This window comes from Telluria mixta (assembly GCF_029223865.1).
Classification (GTDB): Bacteria; Pseudomonadota; Gammaproteobacteria; order Burkholderiales; family Burkholderiaceae_D; genus Telluria; species Telluria mixta.
Map to the genome: position 1 here is coordinate 2,127,410 of NZ_CP119520.1, position 18,725 is coordinate 2,146,134.

Genomic DNA, 18,725 nt, shown 5'->3' on the forward strand with positions numbered 1-18,725 from the left:
TATTAAATGGGCGGAGAAATTTTTTGTTTGTGGGTGCCCGCGATGGCTGTTCCACATCTTTTACCTGAGATAGCGCCGGAAAGTGATGTAAGAATGGCACAAATCGCCTAAGTGGTTGTATATTGGCAACGTTTTGGTGCTTTAAGAAGACAGCCATGTCTGCAATCCGCAGTGTTGTCCTCACCGCTGCCCTGTTGAACGTTCTGGCCACGGCTGTAGCGGCGGAAGTCACGGTCGAGAAGGATGTGCCGAAGCGGGCGAAGGCGCGGTTTTTTGAGCGGGTGCAGGCGGGGGAACTGGCCGACGCTGTTGTTCATCGCGGTCAGCCTGTCGACCTCAAGCCGGGCAAGTATCACTTGCGGGTGCCGTGCGACAGCATGAAGCTGGGGAGTTTTGCCGATATTACTGTCACCATTGATGACAACAGTAAGACCCGACTGCGCTTGCACGAGTGCGGGGTGCAGGTCGATAGCCACTAAAGTTCAGTCTTCCCCGGAGCGCTAATCTTCTTTCAAATTCTCGGTGCTAGTCGTTTGGCCGTGGATGTGACCCTCGTCAAAGTATACCCAGAGCAATGATTTACATTTGCTCGTCTCATCGTTGCTATACCGAATTATTTCGATGAGTTCAATCTTTCTGTAAAGCATCATTATCGATTATTTTTCGATGGGTGAGTTGAACAGGAGTCGGATCATATGGGTGACTCGAGGCAGCTTGCAGACAGTTTGTTTGGAAAAATCGGCCAGGAAAGACGGCTGCTGAAGCTGGACACTCTCCTTGGCGCCAACACCTTGCTTCCACAGCGGGCTCATGGTGTTGACCGCATCAGCGAAGGATTTGATTACACCGTAGATCTACTGTCGCTGAACCCTGATATCGAGCTCAAGCAGCTTATCGCCCAAGAAGTCACCCTTTGGACGTTGCAGATTGATGCGAGCTATCTGCCGGTGCATGGATACGTCCATACTGTCAAAAAGCTTGGCAGTGATGGGCAGCTCACAGCGTACCAAATCGGTTTTTCGAGCTGTTTCCACTTCCTCAAGTTTCGAAAAGACGCACGCATTTGGCAGGATAAAAATGCAGAGCAGATCATCTCGGCCGTATTGAATGGCCATCCTCAATGTCGCGGCCGGTTCAAATTCGAACTGAACCAGACGGCACGGTCTCGCTCCTATTGCACACAGTACGAAACTGACTGGCATTTCGTCATGCGCATGCTGGAGAGCGAAGGCTGGTACGGGTATATCGAGCAGGCGCCGGACGGTCGCGGCCACGAGTGGGTCATCACCGATTCCGTGTACAACCTGAGGCCGCTTCAGCCCAAAGAAATCGCCTTCCATCGAGCCGGCATCACCGATGAGATCAACAAGATTGTCCAGTGGGGCGCGGCACGCACGCTCCTGAACAGCCAGCTTTCAACAAGGACTTTCGACTACAAAGCGCCGCGCAATAATAACGAGAACGGCATGCAGATTTTTCCGGACCACGGCTGCATTCCGTCACAGCTGGAGGTCTACGAATACACTGGTGCCTACACGAGCTCGGGTGTAGCACATGGCACCGACCAGTCGCGCGTGCGCGTGCAGGAGTGGGAGTCCCGCGCCAAACGCTTTTTCGGCACATCAGGTGTACGGCATTTGCCAGTAGGCAGATGGTTCACGCTCACCAACCACCCAAGCCATAAAGAGACTGCCGACGAGGACCGTCAGTTTGTTGTCTTAAATGTTGAATGGTCTATCGAAAACAACTTGCCCCTGTCTAAGACCCAGAAAGAGTTTTCGGACAGTCTAAAGGGCCAGCTGCTCAAATTTGTTGCAGAAGCAGGGCTGGCCGACCCTCAAAATGCAGTGCTGGGTGCAGAGAATAGCCGTACCGGTCACTGTTTTAATCGTTTCGAGGTGCAACGCCGTATCGTCGAATACCGCAGCCCGTTCACCCACGCCAAGCCGACCATGCATGCGCAGACGGCGACCGTTGTGGGCCCTGCCGATGAAGAAATCTATACCGATAACCTGAACCGGGTGAAAGTACGCTTTCATTGGGACCGGCTCACCCCTGGTGACGAAAAGGCATCCTGCTGGGTACGTGTCAGCTATCCGAATGCGGGCGAGGGGTGGGGTGCCGTGCATGTTCCGCGCATCGGTCAAGAAGTGATCATCACCTTCCTCGACGGGGACGCGGACCGGCCGATCATTACGGGACGTATCTACAACGGCGAGCAGGCGCCGCATTGGCATAGCGACGGCCGCCTGTCCGGTTACAAATCAAAAGAATACAAAGGCGCCGGGTTTAACCAGCTGGTCATGGATGACACATCCGAACAGAACCGGGCGCAGCTGTTCAGCAGTCACACGAATGCGCAGCTCAGTCTCGGCTATCTGATTGGCCAACAGGGGAATTATCGTTCTGGTTTTTATGGCTCTGGTTTTGCGCTCAGCTCGGATGCCTACGGGGCCATTACGGCGCAACAGGGGCTGTACATCAGCACCTATGGTCGCCCAGGCCCGAAAGGTACGCAACTGGACGTACGTGAAGCGCGCGATCAGTTAAAAGAAGCACAGGAGCTCACGAACAACTTGTCGGAAGTTGCCGAGAAGTCTAATGCTTCGGCGCTACCGGGACAGGAAGCACTCCAGGAATTCATCGGCGCCACGCAGGCGCAGTACAGCGGGCCCGGCCAAGAGCAGGCCAATCGTTTTGCCGATCCCGTGCTGCTGATCGCCTCGCCTGCCGGCATAGGGCTGAGCACGCCCAAAAGCACCCATATCCACAGCAGTGACCAGATGACGGTGTCTTCGGGTGCCGACACCAACTTGGCCGTGGGCAAAAGCCTGATTGCCAGCATCAAGGAAAAAATCAGCCTGTTCGCCTACAACGCCGGCATCAAGCTGTTTGCTGCCAAAGGAAAAGTCGAAATCCAGGCCCAAAACGGAGATATCGACATTATCGCGGAGAAGGTGTTGCGGCTCCTGTCGGCCACCGACCGGATCGAAATCTTCGCAAAAAAGGAGATCGTGATTGGCGCCGACGGCTCTGCCATCAAGATCAATGGCTCAGGAATTACGGACATGACAAGCGGTAAACGCATCAGCCACACTTCCGATTTCTCCGTGCCGGGGCCAAAGACCATGGCTTACTCACTGCCGACGCTTCCCAAGGAAGTTTGTCTGGAATGCCTGAAAAAACGTGCGAAGCAGCGAAGCGCTTTCGTCAATAAGGGAGCCCAGCAATGAAGATCGCTCCGCTGGAAGCGGCTACTTTCGAATTGAATCTGGCAACGGCTTTCGATAACCAGGACCTTACCTGCTACGCAATCATCGACAAGGCTCAGGACAAGTCACTGCTCCAGAAATTCGAAAACCATGGCATCGGTGTGCGTAGCAAATGTCTGCTGCCGGCAGCGCTGGATTCAGACATCGAGGACTACGCCCCACATTTGCTGGAGCTCTCACCACTTGCCGCTGACGCAGACATTTGGCCGGTCATTCTTCGCGGCGGAGCCCAGCACCCGGCCAGTTTTACGTTGTTGGCCAGCGGGCTCTCCTTCGACACCTTATGGGACCATTTGGCAGCATTTTCCGAGATCCTCCTGCCCGACGATACCGACATGATCTTTGCGTTTTGGGATCCTGCCGTGCTCGGGACTTTGACTGGGCAAGCAAGCGACTTCACCTTGCACGTGCCGGCACCGGTATTGAGCGAGCGCCAACGCTCGCGTCTGATGCATGGGATAGTCGCGTGGTGGTATTGGGATCGCGACGGCAATCCTCAACAAATCCTGCCGAGGGATAACGTCGAGGCAGTTGCTGCGCACCTGGTCACTTTGCCGCTCAAATTTACCCAAGTGCAGGTAGATATGCTAGTGGAGGCAGGTGTGCCTGACCAACTGCTAGACATGATCAAGGAAAATCAGCCGCAGCTGCTTTGGGAGATTCCACCATCGCAGCAGTACAAGGTAATCGAAAAACATCTCTTTGAAGCCCGGAAGCTGAAATTGTTTGGGATGCGAGACATTTTGAACTGCATATGCACGGCATTGATTTATGGAGACGCGCTTCAAACCAATGCAACTATTGCTGCATTGTTAGAGCAAGTTAAGGTCGGGGCAATCAGTTTTGATGTGGCAATGGAACAGTTTCCGTGATCAGAACAGATAAAATAATCAAGATGAATTTGGGGTTTTTTTATGAGTGAGCATAAGAAAAAAATTAATAAATCGAAATTCGGGCTTCTTCGTAGGCGAAGCGCACTTGCGATAATTGGAACGGGTCTTTTGATGCCGTTAGTTGCATGCGGAAATGGGGCGAAAACAATGCAAAAATATATTGTGTTAGACGTTGAAATGTTTTCAAATCTTGACCGTCCGATCAGCGACATCATGTTCAACGGAGAAGACCTCGGGGTCATGAACAGCTATGGTGGCACGGGACTCATTACAGGAGTGCGTATTCCTTTTGGCGTGCAGACGTTGACTTGGACTCTGGGTGGGCCAGAAGGAACTCCTCGAAATGGCGAAAACATGAAAGTTAGAAATACATTAGTAATTTCGCCTGAACAAATTCCCAAAGGGACTAAATACTTGGGCCTGCATCTTTACCCAGATGATACCGCTGAGGTTACTTTTTCCGAAACTATGCCAGAGCGAACTGTGCGTGGAAAGAAAATAAAGGCAACGAGGAAATAAAGTGGAAAAAAATGCCAAATTAGCTGCTGCCCGAAGCGCAAATCGCGATGCACCAAAAACGAAACCGGACACAAAACAGGATTGCTCCGATGTGATTAACATTAGCATATTCTTTGATGGCACTGGAAACAACAAAACCGTTGACGAGCCCTTAATGAGGTGGAGCAATCTCGCGCATCTATGGCGCGCAGCACAGTATCTTGTCGATGACGACGACAATTCGAATTATGCAATTTATATTTCCGGCGTAGGGACTCAGTTTAACGGTAAGGCGACAGATTGGATGGATGAGAAATTAATTGAGATCCAAGACGGCGATACATTTGGAATGGGCTTGGGCGCCGGAGGCAGCCATCGAACGGATTATGGTGAAGCAAGCGTCAATGACCGTCTGCGTACAGTGCTTTCGAAAAGCGTCGAAAAATTAAACCTTTCATTATCGCCCTATATCGAGAAAGGAAAGCCTGCTAATATCCGGGACTTTGCCAAGGCGCTGGAGGCACACGGTCTCATCAAGATAATTAACCTTTCGATTTTTGGGTTTTCGCGCGGGGCTTCGTTGGCTCGTGCATTTAGCAACAATATATTAAACGAAACCACTCGTGGCTCAGATGAGGTACTTCGTTATAACGGTGTGCCTATTCGTTTCAATTTTATGGGACTATTTGATACAGTCGCTTCATTTGGGGTGCCAGCGAAAAACGTCGATCAACTATTTGATGAAAGAAACCTTGTTGTTCCGCATGCCGTTGACCGTTGTGTGCATTTTGTCGCAGCACATGAGCTGCGTTTTTCGTTTCCAGTTGATCTTATTCGAAAGAACGGCAAACTCGAGCCAAATTGGACGGAGACGGTTTACCCCGGTGCCCATTCTGATGTTGGGGGAGGATATGAACCCGTCTGCCAAGGAATTTCAAACAATTATGCACGCATCCCGATGCGGGACATGATGCGAGAAGCTTGTAAAAGCGGTGTTCGCATGGCCGACTATGATGACATTAGTAAAATTGATGCCGTGGCCTTCAAAGCGTGTTTCGAGATCAAGCCTGATACTCTTATCGCATACACAAAATACATGAGCTCAGTAGGTGTGCACGAAACCGTCGAGCAAGCCGTAACAGCTCACATGAAGGCGTTGTATTCTGCATGGGGTACGATGACGCGACGAAAAGTTAAAACGCCAGATCTTGTGCAGTTAGAAAATGAAACAGAGGGGTATAAAGGATGGGGTCACCGGGGAATTGCTTTCGAAGCCGCTTTACATATGGCTCAGGAAAAAAATGCGAAAGCAAGTGATCCTGGGATTCCCGCAGATAGTCCTTGTGGGGCAGTATTCATAAAGGGAAAAATGTATGGTATGCAGGTCCGTTCCGCGAGATGGCGACTGGACGCATGGAACGCGACTGCCCCGGAATCAGTACTCAATTTCATACGGCACTATGTGCATGACTCGAAAGCCGGGTTCATACACACTCTTGAACCATTCAGCTACTTTACCGCACGTGGTATGGCCGAATCGTCAAGGAACGTGTTGGCGCAGGGACTTGGCTGGATAAACGATACGCTTACCACTATCAAAAATGGCGTCATCAAGGTGTACCACCGCGCTGAGGGTGTCGTTGTCGAGACTTGGGAAGAGGGCAAGCTAATTGCGACACGTACTTATCGAGTTGGCGAAAAGTTTGTTGTCGATACGGTCCATGTAGGCGTCAATTATACGGTTGAGGTTTATCAGAGCAGTAAGCAGGTGATCATTTCAACGGTCAAGCGAGGCAAGCAGATAGTGGTTACGTCGATCGATACGGCCAAGAAACAGGCCAGCGCCGTTGCCGAGGCCACCCAGAAAAAAGCGGCCGAGTTGGCGGATGCCACCCAGCGAAAGGCTGGGGAATTGGCCGATGCATCTCAAAAAATGGCTAACGATGTCGGCAATCAGATATACAACGGTACTGCAGGAACTGCAAAAAGTGTTGGTCACGCTGTAGATGCCGGCATGAAGGCGGTGGAAGACGGCTGGCATTCCGTGCGTTCGGTGATTGGCATCTAAAAATGACGCTAGCAATTGTCCGGCTTGGAGATCAAACGACGCATGGCGGTGTCGTGATCACCGCATCACCGGTGCATACGTTGCGTGGCATTGGCATTGCACGCAAGGGAGATATGGTCTCGTGTCCGCTACCGGGACACGGCACTAATGAGATCGTCGAAGGTTGCCCTGTATTTAGTGTCGGCGGCCGCAGTGTCGCACTGCACGGACACAAAACTGCGTGCGGCTGCTCGCTGATCGCCAGTGCCATAGATGCGACTCAAGGATAGCCTGGCATCAGCCGGCGTAATCGGTGTACGTTGTGCAAAATTGAATTTTTATTGACGATAAATGCTATGGTGTTTTTCCAATTCATCTGGCTGGCTGCTCCAGTTCTTTGGGCGTTGCTGCTATTTTTATATTTCACACGCAACGTGTATCGTCAAAATCAATTCATGATTTTTGAGGCTGCAATTTCTCTGCTGTCTACGTTCTTACTGTTCTTTACTTGGTGGTTGATGCTTCCGATTCTTGTGTTGTTCCCACTTGCCCTCTACTTCGCTTTCCGTTGTTATAAAAAAGCGGTCGCCTACTTTCAAGGCTTCCCCATACTTGCACGCGTTTTTGGCTTGATTCCTATGGCGATTGCACTTGCCGTTTGGCCGGCAATAAGTAGTTATTTTGCCGGTTCGTTTCGGGTGTAGCGACCCATCTGCGTATGCAGGAGTGTAATGCGGGTCGACAGCAGTTAGGACAGCATCAACCCATCCAACCCAAACGGCGGCGCCTGCCCCCGCATGAGATTCGCCAGCAAACTCGCCGTCCCACAAGCAAACGTGAACCCCAGCGGCCCATGCCCCACGTTCAGCCATAGATTCGAATACGGTGTCGCCCCAATGATCGGCGCACTGTTCGGCGTCGCCGGCCGCAGCCCGGCCCACGGCGTGATCTGCGTGTAATCGGCCGCGCGCGGCATCGTTTCCTTCACCTGGCGCGTGAGACTGTCCAGCCGATGCGCATTCAGGCTCAGGTCTTCGCCGACCATGTCGACCATGGCCGCCACCCGCAGCTTGTCGCCGATGCGCGCATACAGCACCTTGCGTTCGAAGTCGGTGACGCTGATCTCGGGCGCGACGTCGTCCTGACGGATCGGCGCCGTCAGGCTGTAGCCCTTCAGCGGATAAATCGGCAACGAGAGACCCGCCGATTCCCCAAGCATGCGGCTCTGCATACCGGCCGCCAGCACGTACGCGTCGGCCGACAGCATCCCGTCCGACGTCCGCACGCCGGTGATGCGACCGTTACCGACGACGAAGCGCTGCGCCTTGCCATGCACGAAGCCTGAGAAGCGCGGATGCGCACCGATGCGCTCGGCCAGCGCCACGCAAAAGGCGTAGCAGTCCGCCACCGCTTCGCCGCCGTTGTAGATGCCACCGGCAAGCTTGTCTTCCATCGCGGCCAGCGCGGGTTCGTGCGCGACGCATTCGGACGCCTCCCACACGGCGCCGGCATTCGGCTTCGCGGCGGCCGCGTCGAACGCGGCGCGCGTGCGGTAGACGACCAGCTTGCCCGCGTCGCGCCATTCGAACGCCTCCAGCGGCACGACGGGTTCCAGCGATGCCATCGCGCGGCGCGACAGCTCGCCCAGTTGCAGCAATTTATTCGTCGTTTTGCGATTGATGTCGGCGCGGCAGTTGGCGAGGAAGGCGGCCAGCCAGCGCCACTGGTGCGCGTCGAATTGCGGGCGGAAACGCAGCGGGCCGTGTTCCTGGAACAGCCATTTCAGGGCCTTCAGCGGCACCCCGGCATCCGCCAGCGGCGACACGTAGCGGTAGCTCAGTTGCCCGCCGTTGCTGTAGCTCGTGCCGGTGCCCACGCCCGGTGCGCGTTCCAGCAGCGTGACCCGGTAGCCGGCTTCGAGGAGCCACCATGCCGAGGTCAGGCCGACGACGCCGCCGCCGATGACGATTACTTGTTGCATCCGAGCACGCTTTTGATCATGGACATGCGAAGAAGCTTAAGGGGCTGGCCTTACGCTCGGCTAATGAATGTAGAGCGGCCGGGCATAACCGGTGTTCATGTTATGCACTGTTGTTGGGCACGAGTTGGGCACGATTTGCGCCCCGATACAGGGCAGTCAGGATGCGCTCCTGGAACCGCGCCAGCGACGAATACTTGCCCTTGTTGGCGGGCCCGAACGGATCTGTCGACGTGCCGCCCACCAGCACGATCATCCCGTTGCGGCGCTTCGGATCGAAAGCGAACACCGACATCAGTCCATACGCATCGCCCAGATGGCCGACGGCCGGAAAGCCGCCACCCTCGACCAACCGCGTCTCCGTTTCGTCCGGGAACTGTTCATTGCCGAGACCCCAGCAGTGAAACAGCCCATCCGCCGTGTCGCCGTTGCGGCCGTCATACGTCCATTGACGGCTGAACATCAGCGACAGCGTCGCCGGCTTCAACAGCTGCGGGCCTTGCCCCATCAGCATACGCATCACGATCCCCATGTCGCGCGCGCTGATGCGCAAGCCGCCGGTCGGGCTGAACGGCGTGGCGTTCGTACCGATGACGTAACGGTCGATCGCAGGAGGCGGCTTGACGCTGTAGTCGTCGACCTGGGCGATCCACGGCCCGGCCGGGTCCCACACTTCCGTGTCGACCGTGCGCTTGCGGTACAGCGTCGCCAGATTGGCCAGCGCCGCCGGAGGCAGTTCAGAAGGGAGATAGCCCGCCTGCAAGCCCAGTGGCTCGATCAGCAGGCGCCGCATCAGGCGGTCGAAGCGTTCGCCCGTGACTCTCTCCATCACGGTGCCGATCACCCCCCAGCCTAGGTTGCAGTACGTGAAGTACTCGCCCGGCCCCGCGTTGGCCGCGAACATCCGGGCGTCGATGACATCCTTCAGCGCGACGTCCGCGCCCCATGAATAGCCGGCATCGTCGCGCAGTGATGAAGTGTGCGTGAGCAGGTGGCGCAGGGTAATCAACCGCTCGGGGAAATGGGGATTGCGCAACGTAAAACCGAGATAGCCGGAGACGTCGGCGTCCAGATTCACCTTGCCGTCTTCGAGCAAGCGCATCAGCCCTAGCGTCGTCATCATCTTGGAAATCGACGCGATGCGGAACAGCGTATCCGGCCCGACGGGCTTGTCCGGCAGACCGTCGTGCCCGATGAAGCGCCGGCCGGATTGATACGCGTAGCTGACCTGCCCGGCGCGGATCGCCAGCACGGACAGGCTCGCCAGTTCGCACGCCGGATCCGTGGCGATGGCGGCGAGTTCCCTATCCAGCCGGCGGGGCGGCGCGGCCAGCAACGGTCCGGCAGCCCCCAGCAACGCCATGCCCAGCATATTCCGTCGCGCTCTGTTCATCGTCATCCCCATATGATGGCTATGCAGGCGAGAATACGGACTCGGCCCGCGCCGGGCAAATACAGCGATGTCAATCCCGCATAACTTTTCGGAATGACAACGGCCGATCCTTTCATGACAGACCCGGCGGCATTGGGATTACACTGGTCATGCCCGCACATCCGACTCGAACAACAACGCGATGCTGAACACCGAAACCCCCGCCCCGCAACACGCGTCCCTCGATCAATATCCCACCGCCGAGCTGGTGAACGTGCTCGTCGACGACCAGTTCAAGGCCGTCGAGGCCGTCCGCGCCGCCGCGCCGCGCATCGCCGCAGCCGTCACCGCCGCGCTGCCCCGGATGGAGCGGGGCGGGCGCCTCGTGTACGTGGGCGCCGGGACGTCGGGCCGGCTGGGCGTGCTGGACAGCGTCGAGCTGTACCCGACGTTCTCCTGGCCGCACGAGCGCGCCGTCGCGCTGCTGGCGGGCGGAACGGATGCGATGTTCGTCGCCGTCGAAGGCGCGGAGGACGATGTGGAGCAGGGCGCGGCCGACGTCCGCCAAGCGAACGTGGGGCCGGACGACGTCGTGCTGGCCATCGCCGCATCGGGCGCGACGCCATACGTGCTGGGCGCCCTGCGCGCCGCGCGCGCGGCCGGGGCGCTGACGATCGGTTTCGCCAACAATCCGGAGGCGCCCGTCGCAGGCGAGGCCGAGATCGGCGTCACGCTGGACACGGGCCCGGAAGCCATCTCCGGCAGCACGCGTTTAAAAGCGGGCACGTCGCAGAAGATCGCGCTGAACACCTTCTCCAGCGCCTTGATGGTGCGTTTGAACAAGGTTTATGGCAACCTGATGGTAGACTTGAAGGCGACCAATGCCAAGCTGGTCCGCCGTGCCATCCGCCTGACGTCGTTCGCGACCGGGGCCGATGAAGAGGCGGCCCGCGCGGTGCTGGCGCAGTGCGACTTCCATGTCAAGGTCGCGATCGTGGCCTTGTCCAAGAACATCCCTGTCGAGCAGGCGCGTGACCTGCTGGAGCGCGCGCGCGGCAGCGTGCGCGCCGCCCTGGCCGGCTGACGCGGCGCGGGCCCCAGCAACGCCCGCCGGCCGACGACGAAAGAACATGCAGACTACGCAATCCAAGAACCCGTGGCTGTGGGTGCCCTCGTTGTATTTCGGCCAGGCCATCCCCTACATCGTCGCCAACAGCCTGTCCGTCATCATGTACAAGGACATGGGGCTGTCCAACACCGACATCGCCTTCTATACGAGCCTGCTATACCTCCCGTGGGTGATCAAGCCGCTGTGGTCGCCCGTGGTCGACCTGTTCGGCACCAAGCGCGGCTGGACGGTGTCTCTGCAACTGGTGCTGGCGGCCGCGCTGGGGGCCGTCGGCGGGACGCTCCACCTACCCTCGTTCTTCATGATCAGCCTGGCCGTCATGTGGGTGATGGCGTTTGCGTCCGCCACGCACGACATTTCCGCCGACGGCTTTTATATGCTGGGCCTGCGCCAGCAGCAGCAGGCCGCGTATGTCGGCGTGCGCTCGACGTTTTATCGGCTCGCGACACTGGCCGCGCAGGGACCGCTCGTGATCCTGGCCGGCCATCTCTCGACATCGCTGGGCGACGTGCACCAGGCGTGGAGCATCGTGTTCTTCGTGCTGTGCGGTCTGTTCTTCGCGTTGTGCGCGTGGCACCAGGCCGTGCTGCCCCGGCCGGACACGGATCACAAGGCGGCCGAGGGCACCAATCCGCTCGCCAGCTTCTTCGCCACCTTCGCCAGCTTCTTCCGCAAGCGCGACATCTGGCTGATCCTCGGTTTTATCCTGACGTTCCGCCTGGGCGAGTCCCAGCTGTTGAAACTCGTCGCGCCATTCTTGAAAGATCCGGTCAGTGCGGGCGGACTGGGCCTCACGACCGAGCAGTACGGCACCGCGTACGGCACCATCGGCATCATCGCGCTGACCATCGGCGGCCTGTTCGGCGGTTATCTGATCTCGCGTCTGGGCCTGAAACGCTGCCTGTGGCTGATGGTCTTTGCCGTGCACCTGCCGGACCTCGTGTTCGTGTACTTGTCGTCCGCGCAGCCGCAGAACTTCGGCGTCATCTGCGGCTTCCTCGCGATCGAGCAGTTCGGCTACGGCTTCGGTTTTACTGCCATGCTGATGTACATGATCATGGTGTCGGAAGGCCCGTACAAGACGGCGCATTACGCGATCTGCACGGGCCTGATGGCGCTCGGCATGATGGTGCCGGGCATGTGGAGCGGCAAGCTGCAGGAGATGATCGGCTACCAGCATTTCTTCATCTGGACCTGTCTCGCGACGATTCCTGCCTTCGCGATGGCGGCCCTGGTCAAGATCGATCCGGAGTTCGGGAAGAAGTGAGCAACGCAGCCACGCGCCTGATATCGCTCGACGCCTTCCGCGGCTTCACCATCGCCGCGATGGTGCTGGTGAATAATCCGGGCGACTGGGGCCATCTGTACGGACCGCTCGAACACGCCAGGTGGAACGGCTGGACGTTCACCGATTGCATCTTCCCGTTCTTCCTGTTCATCGGCGGCGTGGCGATGGCCCTGTCGCTGGGACGGCTCGCGGCAGCCGGTGCCGACAGGCCGCGGCTGCTCGCCAAGCTGGCCAGGCGCGCCATGCTGATCTTCCTGATCGGCTTCCTGCTGAACTTCATGCCGTACTTCAATATCGACAAAGTGCGCATCCCCGGCGTGCTGCAGCGGATCGCGCTGTGCACCCTGCTGGCCGCGCCCATCGTCGTGTATTGCGGCTGGCGCGCGCAACTGGCTGTCATCGCGGGCGTGCTGGCGCTGTACAGCGTGCTGATGCTGTACGTGCCCGTGCCGGGCATCGGCGCCGGCGTACTGGAGCCGGGGCAGGACTTCGGCGCGTGGGTCGACCGCACGCTGCTGGGCAATCACCTGTGGGTGCAGTCGAAGACGTGGGACCCGGAAGGCATCGTCTCGACCTTGCCCGCGCTGTGCAGCCAGCTGTTCGGCGTGCTGGCCGGACGCTGGCTCGCATCCAGCGTGGAACGCACCCGGCAGGTCGCGGGATTGATCGTCGCCGGCATCGCGTGCGTCGCGATCGGGATGTTTCTCGATATCATTCTCATGCCGATCAACAAGAGCCTGTGGACACCGTCATACTGCTTCCTGATGACCGGCCTGGCCTGCCTGGCATTTTCCGCGTTTTACTGGACGCTGGACGTCAGCCCGTCCGCGCGCGTACGTACGCTGGCGGCGCGCTGGACGCATCCGTTCGTCATCTACGGCATGAACGCATTGTTCATCTTTGCGTTTTCCGGATTTGTCGCGAAAATGCTGGGCTATGTAAAATTCGCGCAGCCGGACGGCAGCCTGCACACGCTGGGGCAGGTGTTGTACGCACCGATCGCCGCGTTGACTATCGGCGCCGTCAATACGTCGCTGCTGCATGCCGTGTTGTTCGATGCGTGCATGTTCCTCGTCGCGTGGGGCATGTGGCGCAAACGGTGGTTCGTCAAAGTCTAGGAGTTGGTGTTGCAACCTGATCAAAAACGACGCGCATTTGCGTTCGCGGGAGTCGCCGGTGCGCTGGCGATGGGAGGCCTCATGTCGGGCTGCAGTTCGACGCCTCCGCTGGTGAGCAACATACCCGCCGGCGACGAGCCGCCGCCCGCGCCCCGCGAATTCCGTGCCGCGTGGGTATCGACCGTCGCCAACATCGACTGGCCCAGCAAGCCGAATCTCTCCGCCGAGAAACAGCAGGCCGAAGCCATCGCGATCCTCGACCGTGCCAAGGCACTGAACCTGAATGCCATCGTGCTGCAGGTTCGCCCGGCCGCGGACGCCATCTATCCATCGAAACTAGAACCGTGGTCGGAATACCTGACGGGCCTGCAGGGCCAGGCGCCGCAGCCGTGGTACGACCCGCTGAAATTCTGGGTCACGCAGGCGCATGCGCGCGGGCTCGAGCTGCACGCGTGGTTCAACCCCTACCGCGCCCGCCACAACGGCGCCCGCTCGCCGGCCGCGCCGAACCACATCACGCGCACGAATCCGGCCGCCGTCAAAACCTACGGTAAATACCAGTGGATGGATCCGGGCGAGGAAGCCGCTGTCAAGCAGACGCTGGACGTCGTGCTGGACGTCGTGCGCCGCTACGACATCGACGGCGTCCACATCGACGATTATTTTTATCCATACCCGATCGAAGCCCCGACGGCCACCGGCGCGGAAGGCGCCGCACTGGAAGGCCGCAGCGCGAAGGCCGAGCTGGATTTTCCGGACGAACCCGCGTGGCAGCGCTACGTGGCCGGCGGCGGGCGGCTCGACCGCGCGTCGTGGCGGCGCCAGAACGTCAACCGCCTGATCGAGGCCATGTACGAAGGCATCCACCGCGAAAAGAGCTGGGTGCGCTTCGGCATCAGCCCGTTCGGCCTGGGCCGCCCGGACCGCCGCCCGCGCGGCATCGTCGGCTTCTCGCAGTACGATAAATTGTATGCGGATGCCGAGACGTGGCTGCAAAATGGCTGGCTCGATTACTTCTCGCCGCAGTTGTACTGGGGTATCCGCCAGCCGGGCCAGGCGTACGACGTGCTGCTGGATTACTGGCTGACGCAGAACGCGAAAGGCCGCCACGTGTGGCCAGGCCTGTTCACGAGCCGCATCGGTGCGCCGACGAAGGATTATCCGCCGCAGGAAATCCTCGACCAGATCGACCACACGAGATCTCGTCCGAACGCGAACGGCCACGTGCACTTCAGCATGGCGCCGCTGATGGAAAACCGCAAAGGGATCAGCGACCAGCTGCGCGCCGTGTCCTATCCGGGCCCCGCCCTCGTACCCGCGACGCCGTGGCTCGGCAACGAAGGGCCCGGTGCGCCATCCGTCGCGGCCGTGCGCAAGGGCCCGTCCGTGTATTTGAAACTCGTGGCGGGCAAGGCCAACGCGATGTACGCGATCTGGTCGCGCTTCGGCAACCAGTGGCGCTTCGCCGTGGCGCCCGCGTCGCGCGTGGACTGGGCCGTGCCGGACGATGCGAAGCTGGGTGCGGCGGATGCCATCGTCGTCAGCGCGGTCGACCGGTTGGGTAATGAAAGTTCCAGAATCGAAGCATGGCGCAAGGCATAACCTTGGCTCATGCATCGCACGCCACCATTCATTCGCCCGATGAGCGCCTGACGGCGTACACTGGCGGACGATCATGATCGATTCGCAACCCGAACCTATACCGCCGAGTCCGGCTGACAGCCTGGGACTCGGCATCGACGCCGGCGGTACCGAGACGCGCTGGGCCCTCGCCGCGCCCGGCGGTGCCATCGTGGCCGAGGGCCGCGTCGCCGGCCTGTCCGCCCTGCAGATGGGCACGCCGCACGGCCGCGACACGGTCCGCGCGACCTTCGCCCAACTGGCGATGGATGCCCTCGTGCACGGCGTGCCGGGCCGTGTGGAAGCCGGACTGACGGGCTTCGGCGGCGACAGCGAACTGCTGCAGCGCTGGCTCGCGGAAGAACTGCACCTCGACCCGGCCCGCATCCACTTTTGCAGCGACATGGAAATCGCCTACCGCGCCAGCTTCGCGCCGGGAGAGGGCTATCTCGTGTACGCGGGCACGGGCTCCATCGGCGCCTTCGTCGATGCGAATGGCCAGTTCCACCGCGCGGGCGGACGTGGCGTCGTGCTGGACGATGGCGGCGGCGGTTTCTGGATCGCGAAGGAAGCGCTGCGCCACATCTGGCGCCTGGAAGACGAGCGGCCCGGCAGCTGGGAGCAATCGCCGCTGGCGCAAGCCGTGTTCGACTACGTCGGCGGCGCCGACTGGGCATATTCCCGCCAGTTCATCTACGGCCAGGAACGGGGCGCCGTCGGCAAGCTCGCGCTCGCGGTGGCCGCGACGGCCGATCAAGATCCCGTCGCAGCCGACATCCTGCGCGCGGCCGGCCGCGAACTCGCGCGCCTCGCGCTGGCGCTGACGGGGCGCTTCGGGCCGCGTCCGGTCGCCGTGTCCGGGCGGGCGGCGGAGCTGCATCCGCTCATCGTCGACACGATGCGCGCGGCGCTGCCCGGCATCGAGCTGACCCAGACACCGGGCCAGGCCCATCACGCGGCGGCGCGCATGGCGCTCGCCGCCGACCTACTCAACCCCATGACATCGACATGAAGACACTCGTCGCGACCCTGCTCCTCGCCCTGCTGGCCGGCTGCGCCACGCCGCCGCCCACCGGACCGCAATACGACCACACGTACACGGCCCGAGGCCAGAGCAGCCGCGCGCGCTTCCTCGTGCTGCACTACACCGTCAGCAACCGCGCGGATTCGATCAAGATCCTGACCCAGCAGGAAGTCAGCGCACACTACCTCGTCACGGACGATCCCGTTCCCGTCATCTACAACCTCGTCGACGAGAAGAACGCGGCCTGGCATGCGGGCAATTCGAGCTGGAAGAATTTCACGCAGCTGAACAACAGTTCGATCGGCATCGAGATCGTCAACCCGGGCTGGCAGGATACCCCCACTGGTCGCGTCTACGCGCCGTTCCCGCAAGCGCAGGTCGACGCGCTGATCCCGCTCGTGCGCGACATCGTCACGCGCCACCACATCGCGCCGGAAAACGTGCTGGGCCACTCCGACATCGCGCCGCTGCGCAAGCAGGACCCGGGCCCGATGTTCCCGTGGCGCCAGCTGGCCGCCGCGGGTCTCGTCGCATGGCCGGACGCGAATCGCGTCGCCATGCTCGTGCCGATCTTCCAGGTCCAGCTGCCGGACATCGCGTGGTACCAGAAGAAGCTGGCGACGTGGGGCTATGGCCTCGTGCAGTCGGGCGTGCTCGACGAGCAGACGCGCGCCGTGCTGTCGGCATTCCAGATGAAATACCGTCCGGCCAACATCGACGGCAACCCGGACATCGAGACGGCGGCGCTGCTGGAAGCGCTGACGAATCCGACCGGTCCGCTGCCGCAGCCGCTGCCGGCGCCGGTGATCACGGCGCCTGTCATCATTCCGGGCGAGACGCCGGTGCCGCCTGCGCCGCCAGTACCGCCCGTGCCGGAGACTGTTCCTCCGGCGCCTGTGCCGCCGGTGCCCGTGCAGCAGTGATCAGGAATTGAACGATGCGCCTGCGCCATATTGAAGTCTTCCACGCCATCATGCAGGTCGGCACCATCAGCGGCGCCGCGCAGGTCCTGCACATCTCGCAGCCGGCCGTGACGAAAGTCCTGCAACACGCTGAGCTGCAGCTGGGCATGCCCCTGTTCGAGCGCGTGCGAGGCAAGCTGATTCCGAAGCCGGAAGCGCACCGCCTGTTCGCCGAGACGGAAAAGCTGAACCGCGACCTGCAGGGCATCCGCCGCCTGGCCGCCAGCCTGAAAAACCGCGCCGAAGAAACCGTGCGGCTCGTGTCCACGCCGACGATCGCCGTCTCCGTGTTGCCCGCCGCGCTGACGGTGTGGCGCCGCGATTTCGCGCAGACCCGCTGCGAGCTGGCCACGTTCCACACGAGCGAGATCGTGAATGCGCTGCGTCTGGGCGAAGCCGACCTCGCGCTGTCGCTGCAGGACCCGCGCCACCCCGGCATCGAAGCGGAACCCATCGCGCAGGGCGCGCTGACGGTGATGGCGCCGGCCGGCACGTGGACCGATGCGGAGTGCGCGCAACCGATCACCCCGGCCGGCCTCAGCGGCGAGTTGATCGGCCTGGCGGACCGCGATCCGCTCGGCGAAATGGTCGTGGCCGCATGCGAGGCGCAGGACGTGCACCCGGTCTTCCACACCGTCGTGCAGACGTACCAGATCGCACGGTCTCTCGTCGAGGCGGGGGCGGGGACAGCGGTGCTCGATCCATTCACGGCCGCGTCCGCCGCGCCCGGCAAGGTGCAGTGCCGCCCGTGGGCGCCGACGATCCCCGTCCAGCTGTACCTGCTGACCGCCAGCCACGCGCCGCTGTCGCACGGCGCGCGCGAACTGGCCATGTGCATCGGCGCCACGGCGCGCAACCTGTTGGACAAGGGGTGCTCATGAACACCATCGCCAGCGAGGACATCGCCGGCCACCCGGAGTTCCGGCACCTCTCCACCATCGCCGGCATCGCCGTCGACTTGCGCTACGCAACCCCGAACAATTTCGTCGGCCGCGATTTGTACTCTCCCTACGATTGCGCGTGGCTGCACCGCGACGCGGCGTTTGCGCTGGAGCGCGTCGTTGCATGGCTGAAGGATCGACGTCCCGGCTGCACGCCGCTCGTGCTGGATGCCCTGCGTCCGCAGCGCGTGCAGCAGCAACTGTGGGATGCGCTGGCCGGCACCGACCTGCAGATGTATCTCGCGAATCCGCAGCGCGGCTCGATCCACTCGTTCGGTATGGCACTGGACATCACGATCCTCGACGAGGACGGCCGCGAGCTCGACATGGGCACGGGTTTCGACGACATGACGGAGTTGTCGCATCCCGCGTTGGAAGCCCGTTTCCTGGCCCGCGGGGAACTTTCGGCGGCGCAGACCGCCAACCGGCAATTGCTGCGCGACGCCATGTTCCAGGCGGGCTTTGTCGGCATCAACACGGAGTGGTGGCACTTCGATTGCGGCGACCGCAACCTTGTACGCCAGACTTTCCGCCGCGTGCTCTGACCCCGTCGCACGGCGCTGTCGCGCCCCACTGACGGGCC

The 18,725-nt window shown here is 60.5% G+C and carries 17 protein-coding genes; 15 read left to right on the forward strand and 2 right to left on the reverse strand.

Annotation, left to right across the window (positions count from 1 at the left end):
- Positions 1-155: 155 nt before the first annotated feature.
- The 7 genes from P0M04_RS09490 to P0M04_RS09520 all read left to right on the forward strand — a co-directional run bounded on the left by P0M04_RS09490 (position 156) and on the right by P0M04_RS09520 (position 7,414).
- Positions 156-479 carry a hypothetical protein gene (locus tag P0M04_RS09490; protein WP_259451864.1) on the forward strand — a complete coding sequence of 108 codons (324 nt, stop codon included), beginning with the start codon at positions 156-158 and terminating at the stop codon, positions 477-479.
- A 216-nt stretch (positions 480-695) separates the two neighbouring features.
- Positions 696-3,233, forward strand: a complete 2,538-nt coding sequence (locus P0M04_RS09495; RefSeq protein ID WP_259451865.1) for a type VI secretion system Vgr family protein — start codon at positions 696-698, stop codon at positions 3,231-3,233.
- Positions 3,230-4,144: a DUF4123 domain-containing protein gene (locus P0M04_RS09500; RefSeq protein ID WP_259451866.1), complete on the forward strand. Its 915-nt coding sequence runs from the start codon at positions 3,230-3,232 to the stop codon at positions 4,142-4,144. The genes P0M04_RS09495 and P0M04_RS09500 overlap by 4 nt, the downstream gene beginning before the upstream one ends.
- Before the next feature lie 42 nt (positions 4,145-4,186).
- Complete coding sequence (locus P0M04_RS09505) at positions 4,187-4,684, forward strand: hypothetical protein (RefSeq protein WP_259451867.1); 498 nt, start codon at positions 4,187-4,189, stop codon at positions 4,682-4,684.
- A gap of 1 nt (position 4,685) precedes the next feature.
- Positions 4,686-6,731: a T6SS phospholipase effector Tle1-like catalytic domain-containing protein gene (locus P0M04_RS09510; protein ID WP_259451868.1), complete on the forward strand. Its 2,046-nt coding sequence runs from the start codon at positions 4,686-4,688 to the stop codon at positions 6,729-6,731.
- A gap of 2 nt (positions 6,732-6,733) precedes the next feature.
- Positions 6,734-7,000: a PAAR domain-containing protein gene (locus P0M04_RS09515; protein ID WP_259451869.1), complete on the forward strand. Its 267-nt coding sequence runs from the start codon at positions 6,734-6,736 to the stop codon at positions 6,998-7,000.
- A 66-nt stretch (positions 7,001-7,066) separates the two neighbouring features.
- On the forward strand, positions 7,067-7,414 hold the full coding sequence (locus tag P0M04_RS09520; RefSeq protein WP_259451870.1) for a hypothetical protein: 348 nt from the start codon (positions 7,067-7,069) through the stop codon (positions 7,412-7,414).
- A 44-nt stretch (positions 7,415-7,458) separates the two neighbouring features.
- Here P0M04_RS09520 and P0M04_RS09525 read toward each other — a convergent pair whose 3' ends face one another.
- Positions 7,459-8,691 (reverse strand): D-amino acid dehydrogenase, encoded by a 1,233-nt coding sequence (locus P0M04_RS09525; RefSeq protein WP_259451871.1) that lies wholly within the window; start codon positions 8,689-8,691, stop codon positions 7,459-7,461.
- Positions 8,692-8,791: 100 nt separating this feature from the next.
- On the reverse strand, positions 8,792-10,081 hold the full coding sequence (locus P0M04_RS09530) for a serine hydrolase domain-containing protein (protein WP_259451872.1): 1,290 nt from the start codon (positions 10,079-10,081) through the stop codon (positions 8,792-8,794).
- 181 nt (positions 10,082-10,262) lie between these two features.
- On the opposite strand from P0M04_RS09530, the gene murQ reads away from it, so the two are divergent.
- The 8 genes from murQ to P0M04_RS09570 all read left to right on the forward strand — a co-directional run bounded on the left by murQ (position 10,263) and on the right by P0M04_RS09570 (position 18,687).
- Entirely contained in the window at positions 10,263-11,144 is an 882-nt protein-coding gene (murQ, locus tag P0M04_RS09535) for an N-acetylmuramic acid 6-phosphate etherase (protein WP_259451873.1), read from the forward strand.
- A 46-nt stretch (positions 11,145-11,190) separates the two neighbouring features.
- A complete protein-coding gene (locus P0M04_RS09540; protein ID WP_259451874.1) occupies positions 11,191-12,456 on the forward strand; it encodes an MFS transporter in 1,266 nt (421 codons plus the stop codon).
- Positions 12,453-13,595, forward strand: coding sequence for an acyltransferase family protein (locus P0M04_RS09545; RefSeq protein ID WP_259451875.1), 1,143 nt, complete (start codon positions 12,453-12,455; stop codon positions 13,593-13,595). The genes P0M04_RS09540 and P0M04_RS09545 overlap by 4 nt, the downstream gene beginning before the upstream one ends.
- A gap of 69 nt (positions 13,596-13,664) precedes the next feature.
- Positions 13,665-15,197, forward strand: coding sequence for a glycoside hydrolase family 10-like protein (locus P0M04_RS09550; RefSeq protein WP_259451968.1), 1,533 nt, complete (start codon positions 13,665-13,667; stop codon positions 15,195-15,197).
- A 73-nt stretch (positions 15,198-15,270) separates the two neighbouring features.
- Positions 15,271-16,227: an N-acetylglucosamine kinase gene (locus P0M04_RS09555; protein WP_259451876.1), complete on the forward strand. Its 957-nt coding sequence runs from the start codon at positions 15,271-15,273 to the stop codon at positions 16,225-16,227.
- Complete coding sequence (locus tag P0M04_RS09560) at positions 16,224-17,162, forward strand: N-acetylmuramoyl-L-alanine amidase (RefSeq protein ID WP_259451877.1); 939 nt, start codon at positions 16,224-16,226, stop codon at positions 17,160-17,162. Before P0M04_RS09555 ends, P0M04_RS09560 begins: the two co-directional genes overlap by 4 nt.
- Before the next feature lie 14 nt (positions 17,163-17,176).
- Positions 17,177-18,082, forward strand: a complete 906-nt coding sequence (locus tag P0M04_RS09565) for a LysR family transcriptional regulator (RefSeq protein ID WP_259451878.1) — start codon at positions 17,177-17,179, stop codon at positions 18,080-18,082.
- Entirely contained in the window at positions 18,079-18,687 is a 609-nt protein-coding gene (locus P0M04_RS09570) for a M15 family metallopeptidase (protein WP_259451879.1), read from the forward strand. Before P0M04_RS09565 ends, P0M04_RS09570 begins: the two co-directional genes overlap by 4 nt.
- The last annotated feature ends 38 nt before the right edge of the window (positions 18,688-18,725 follow it).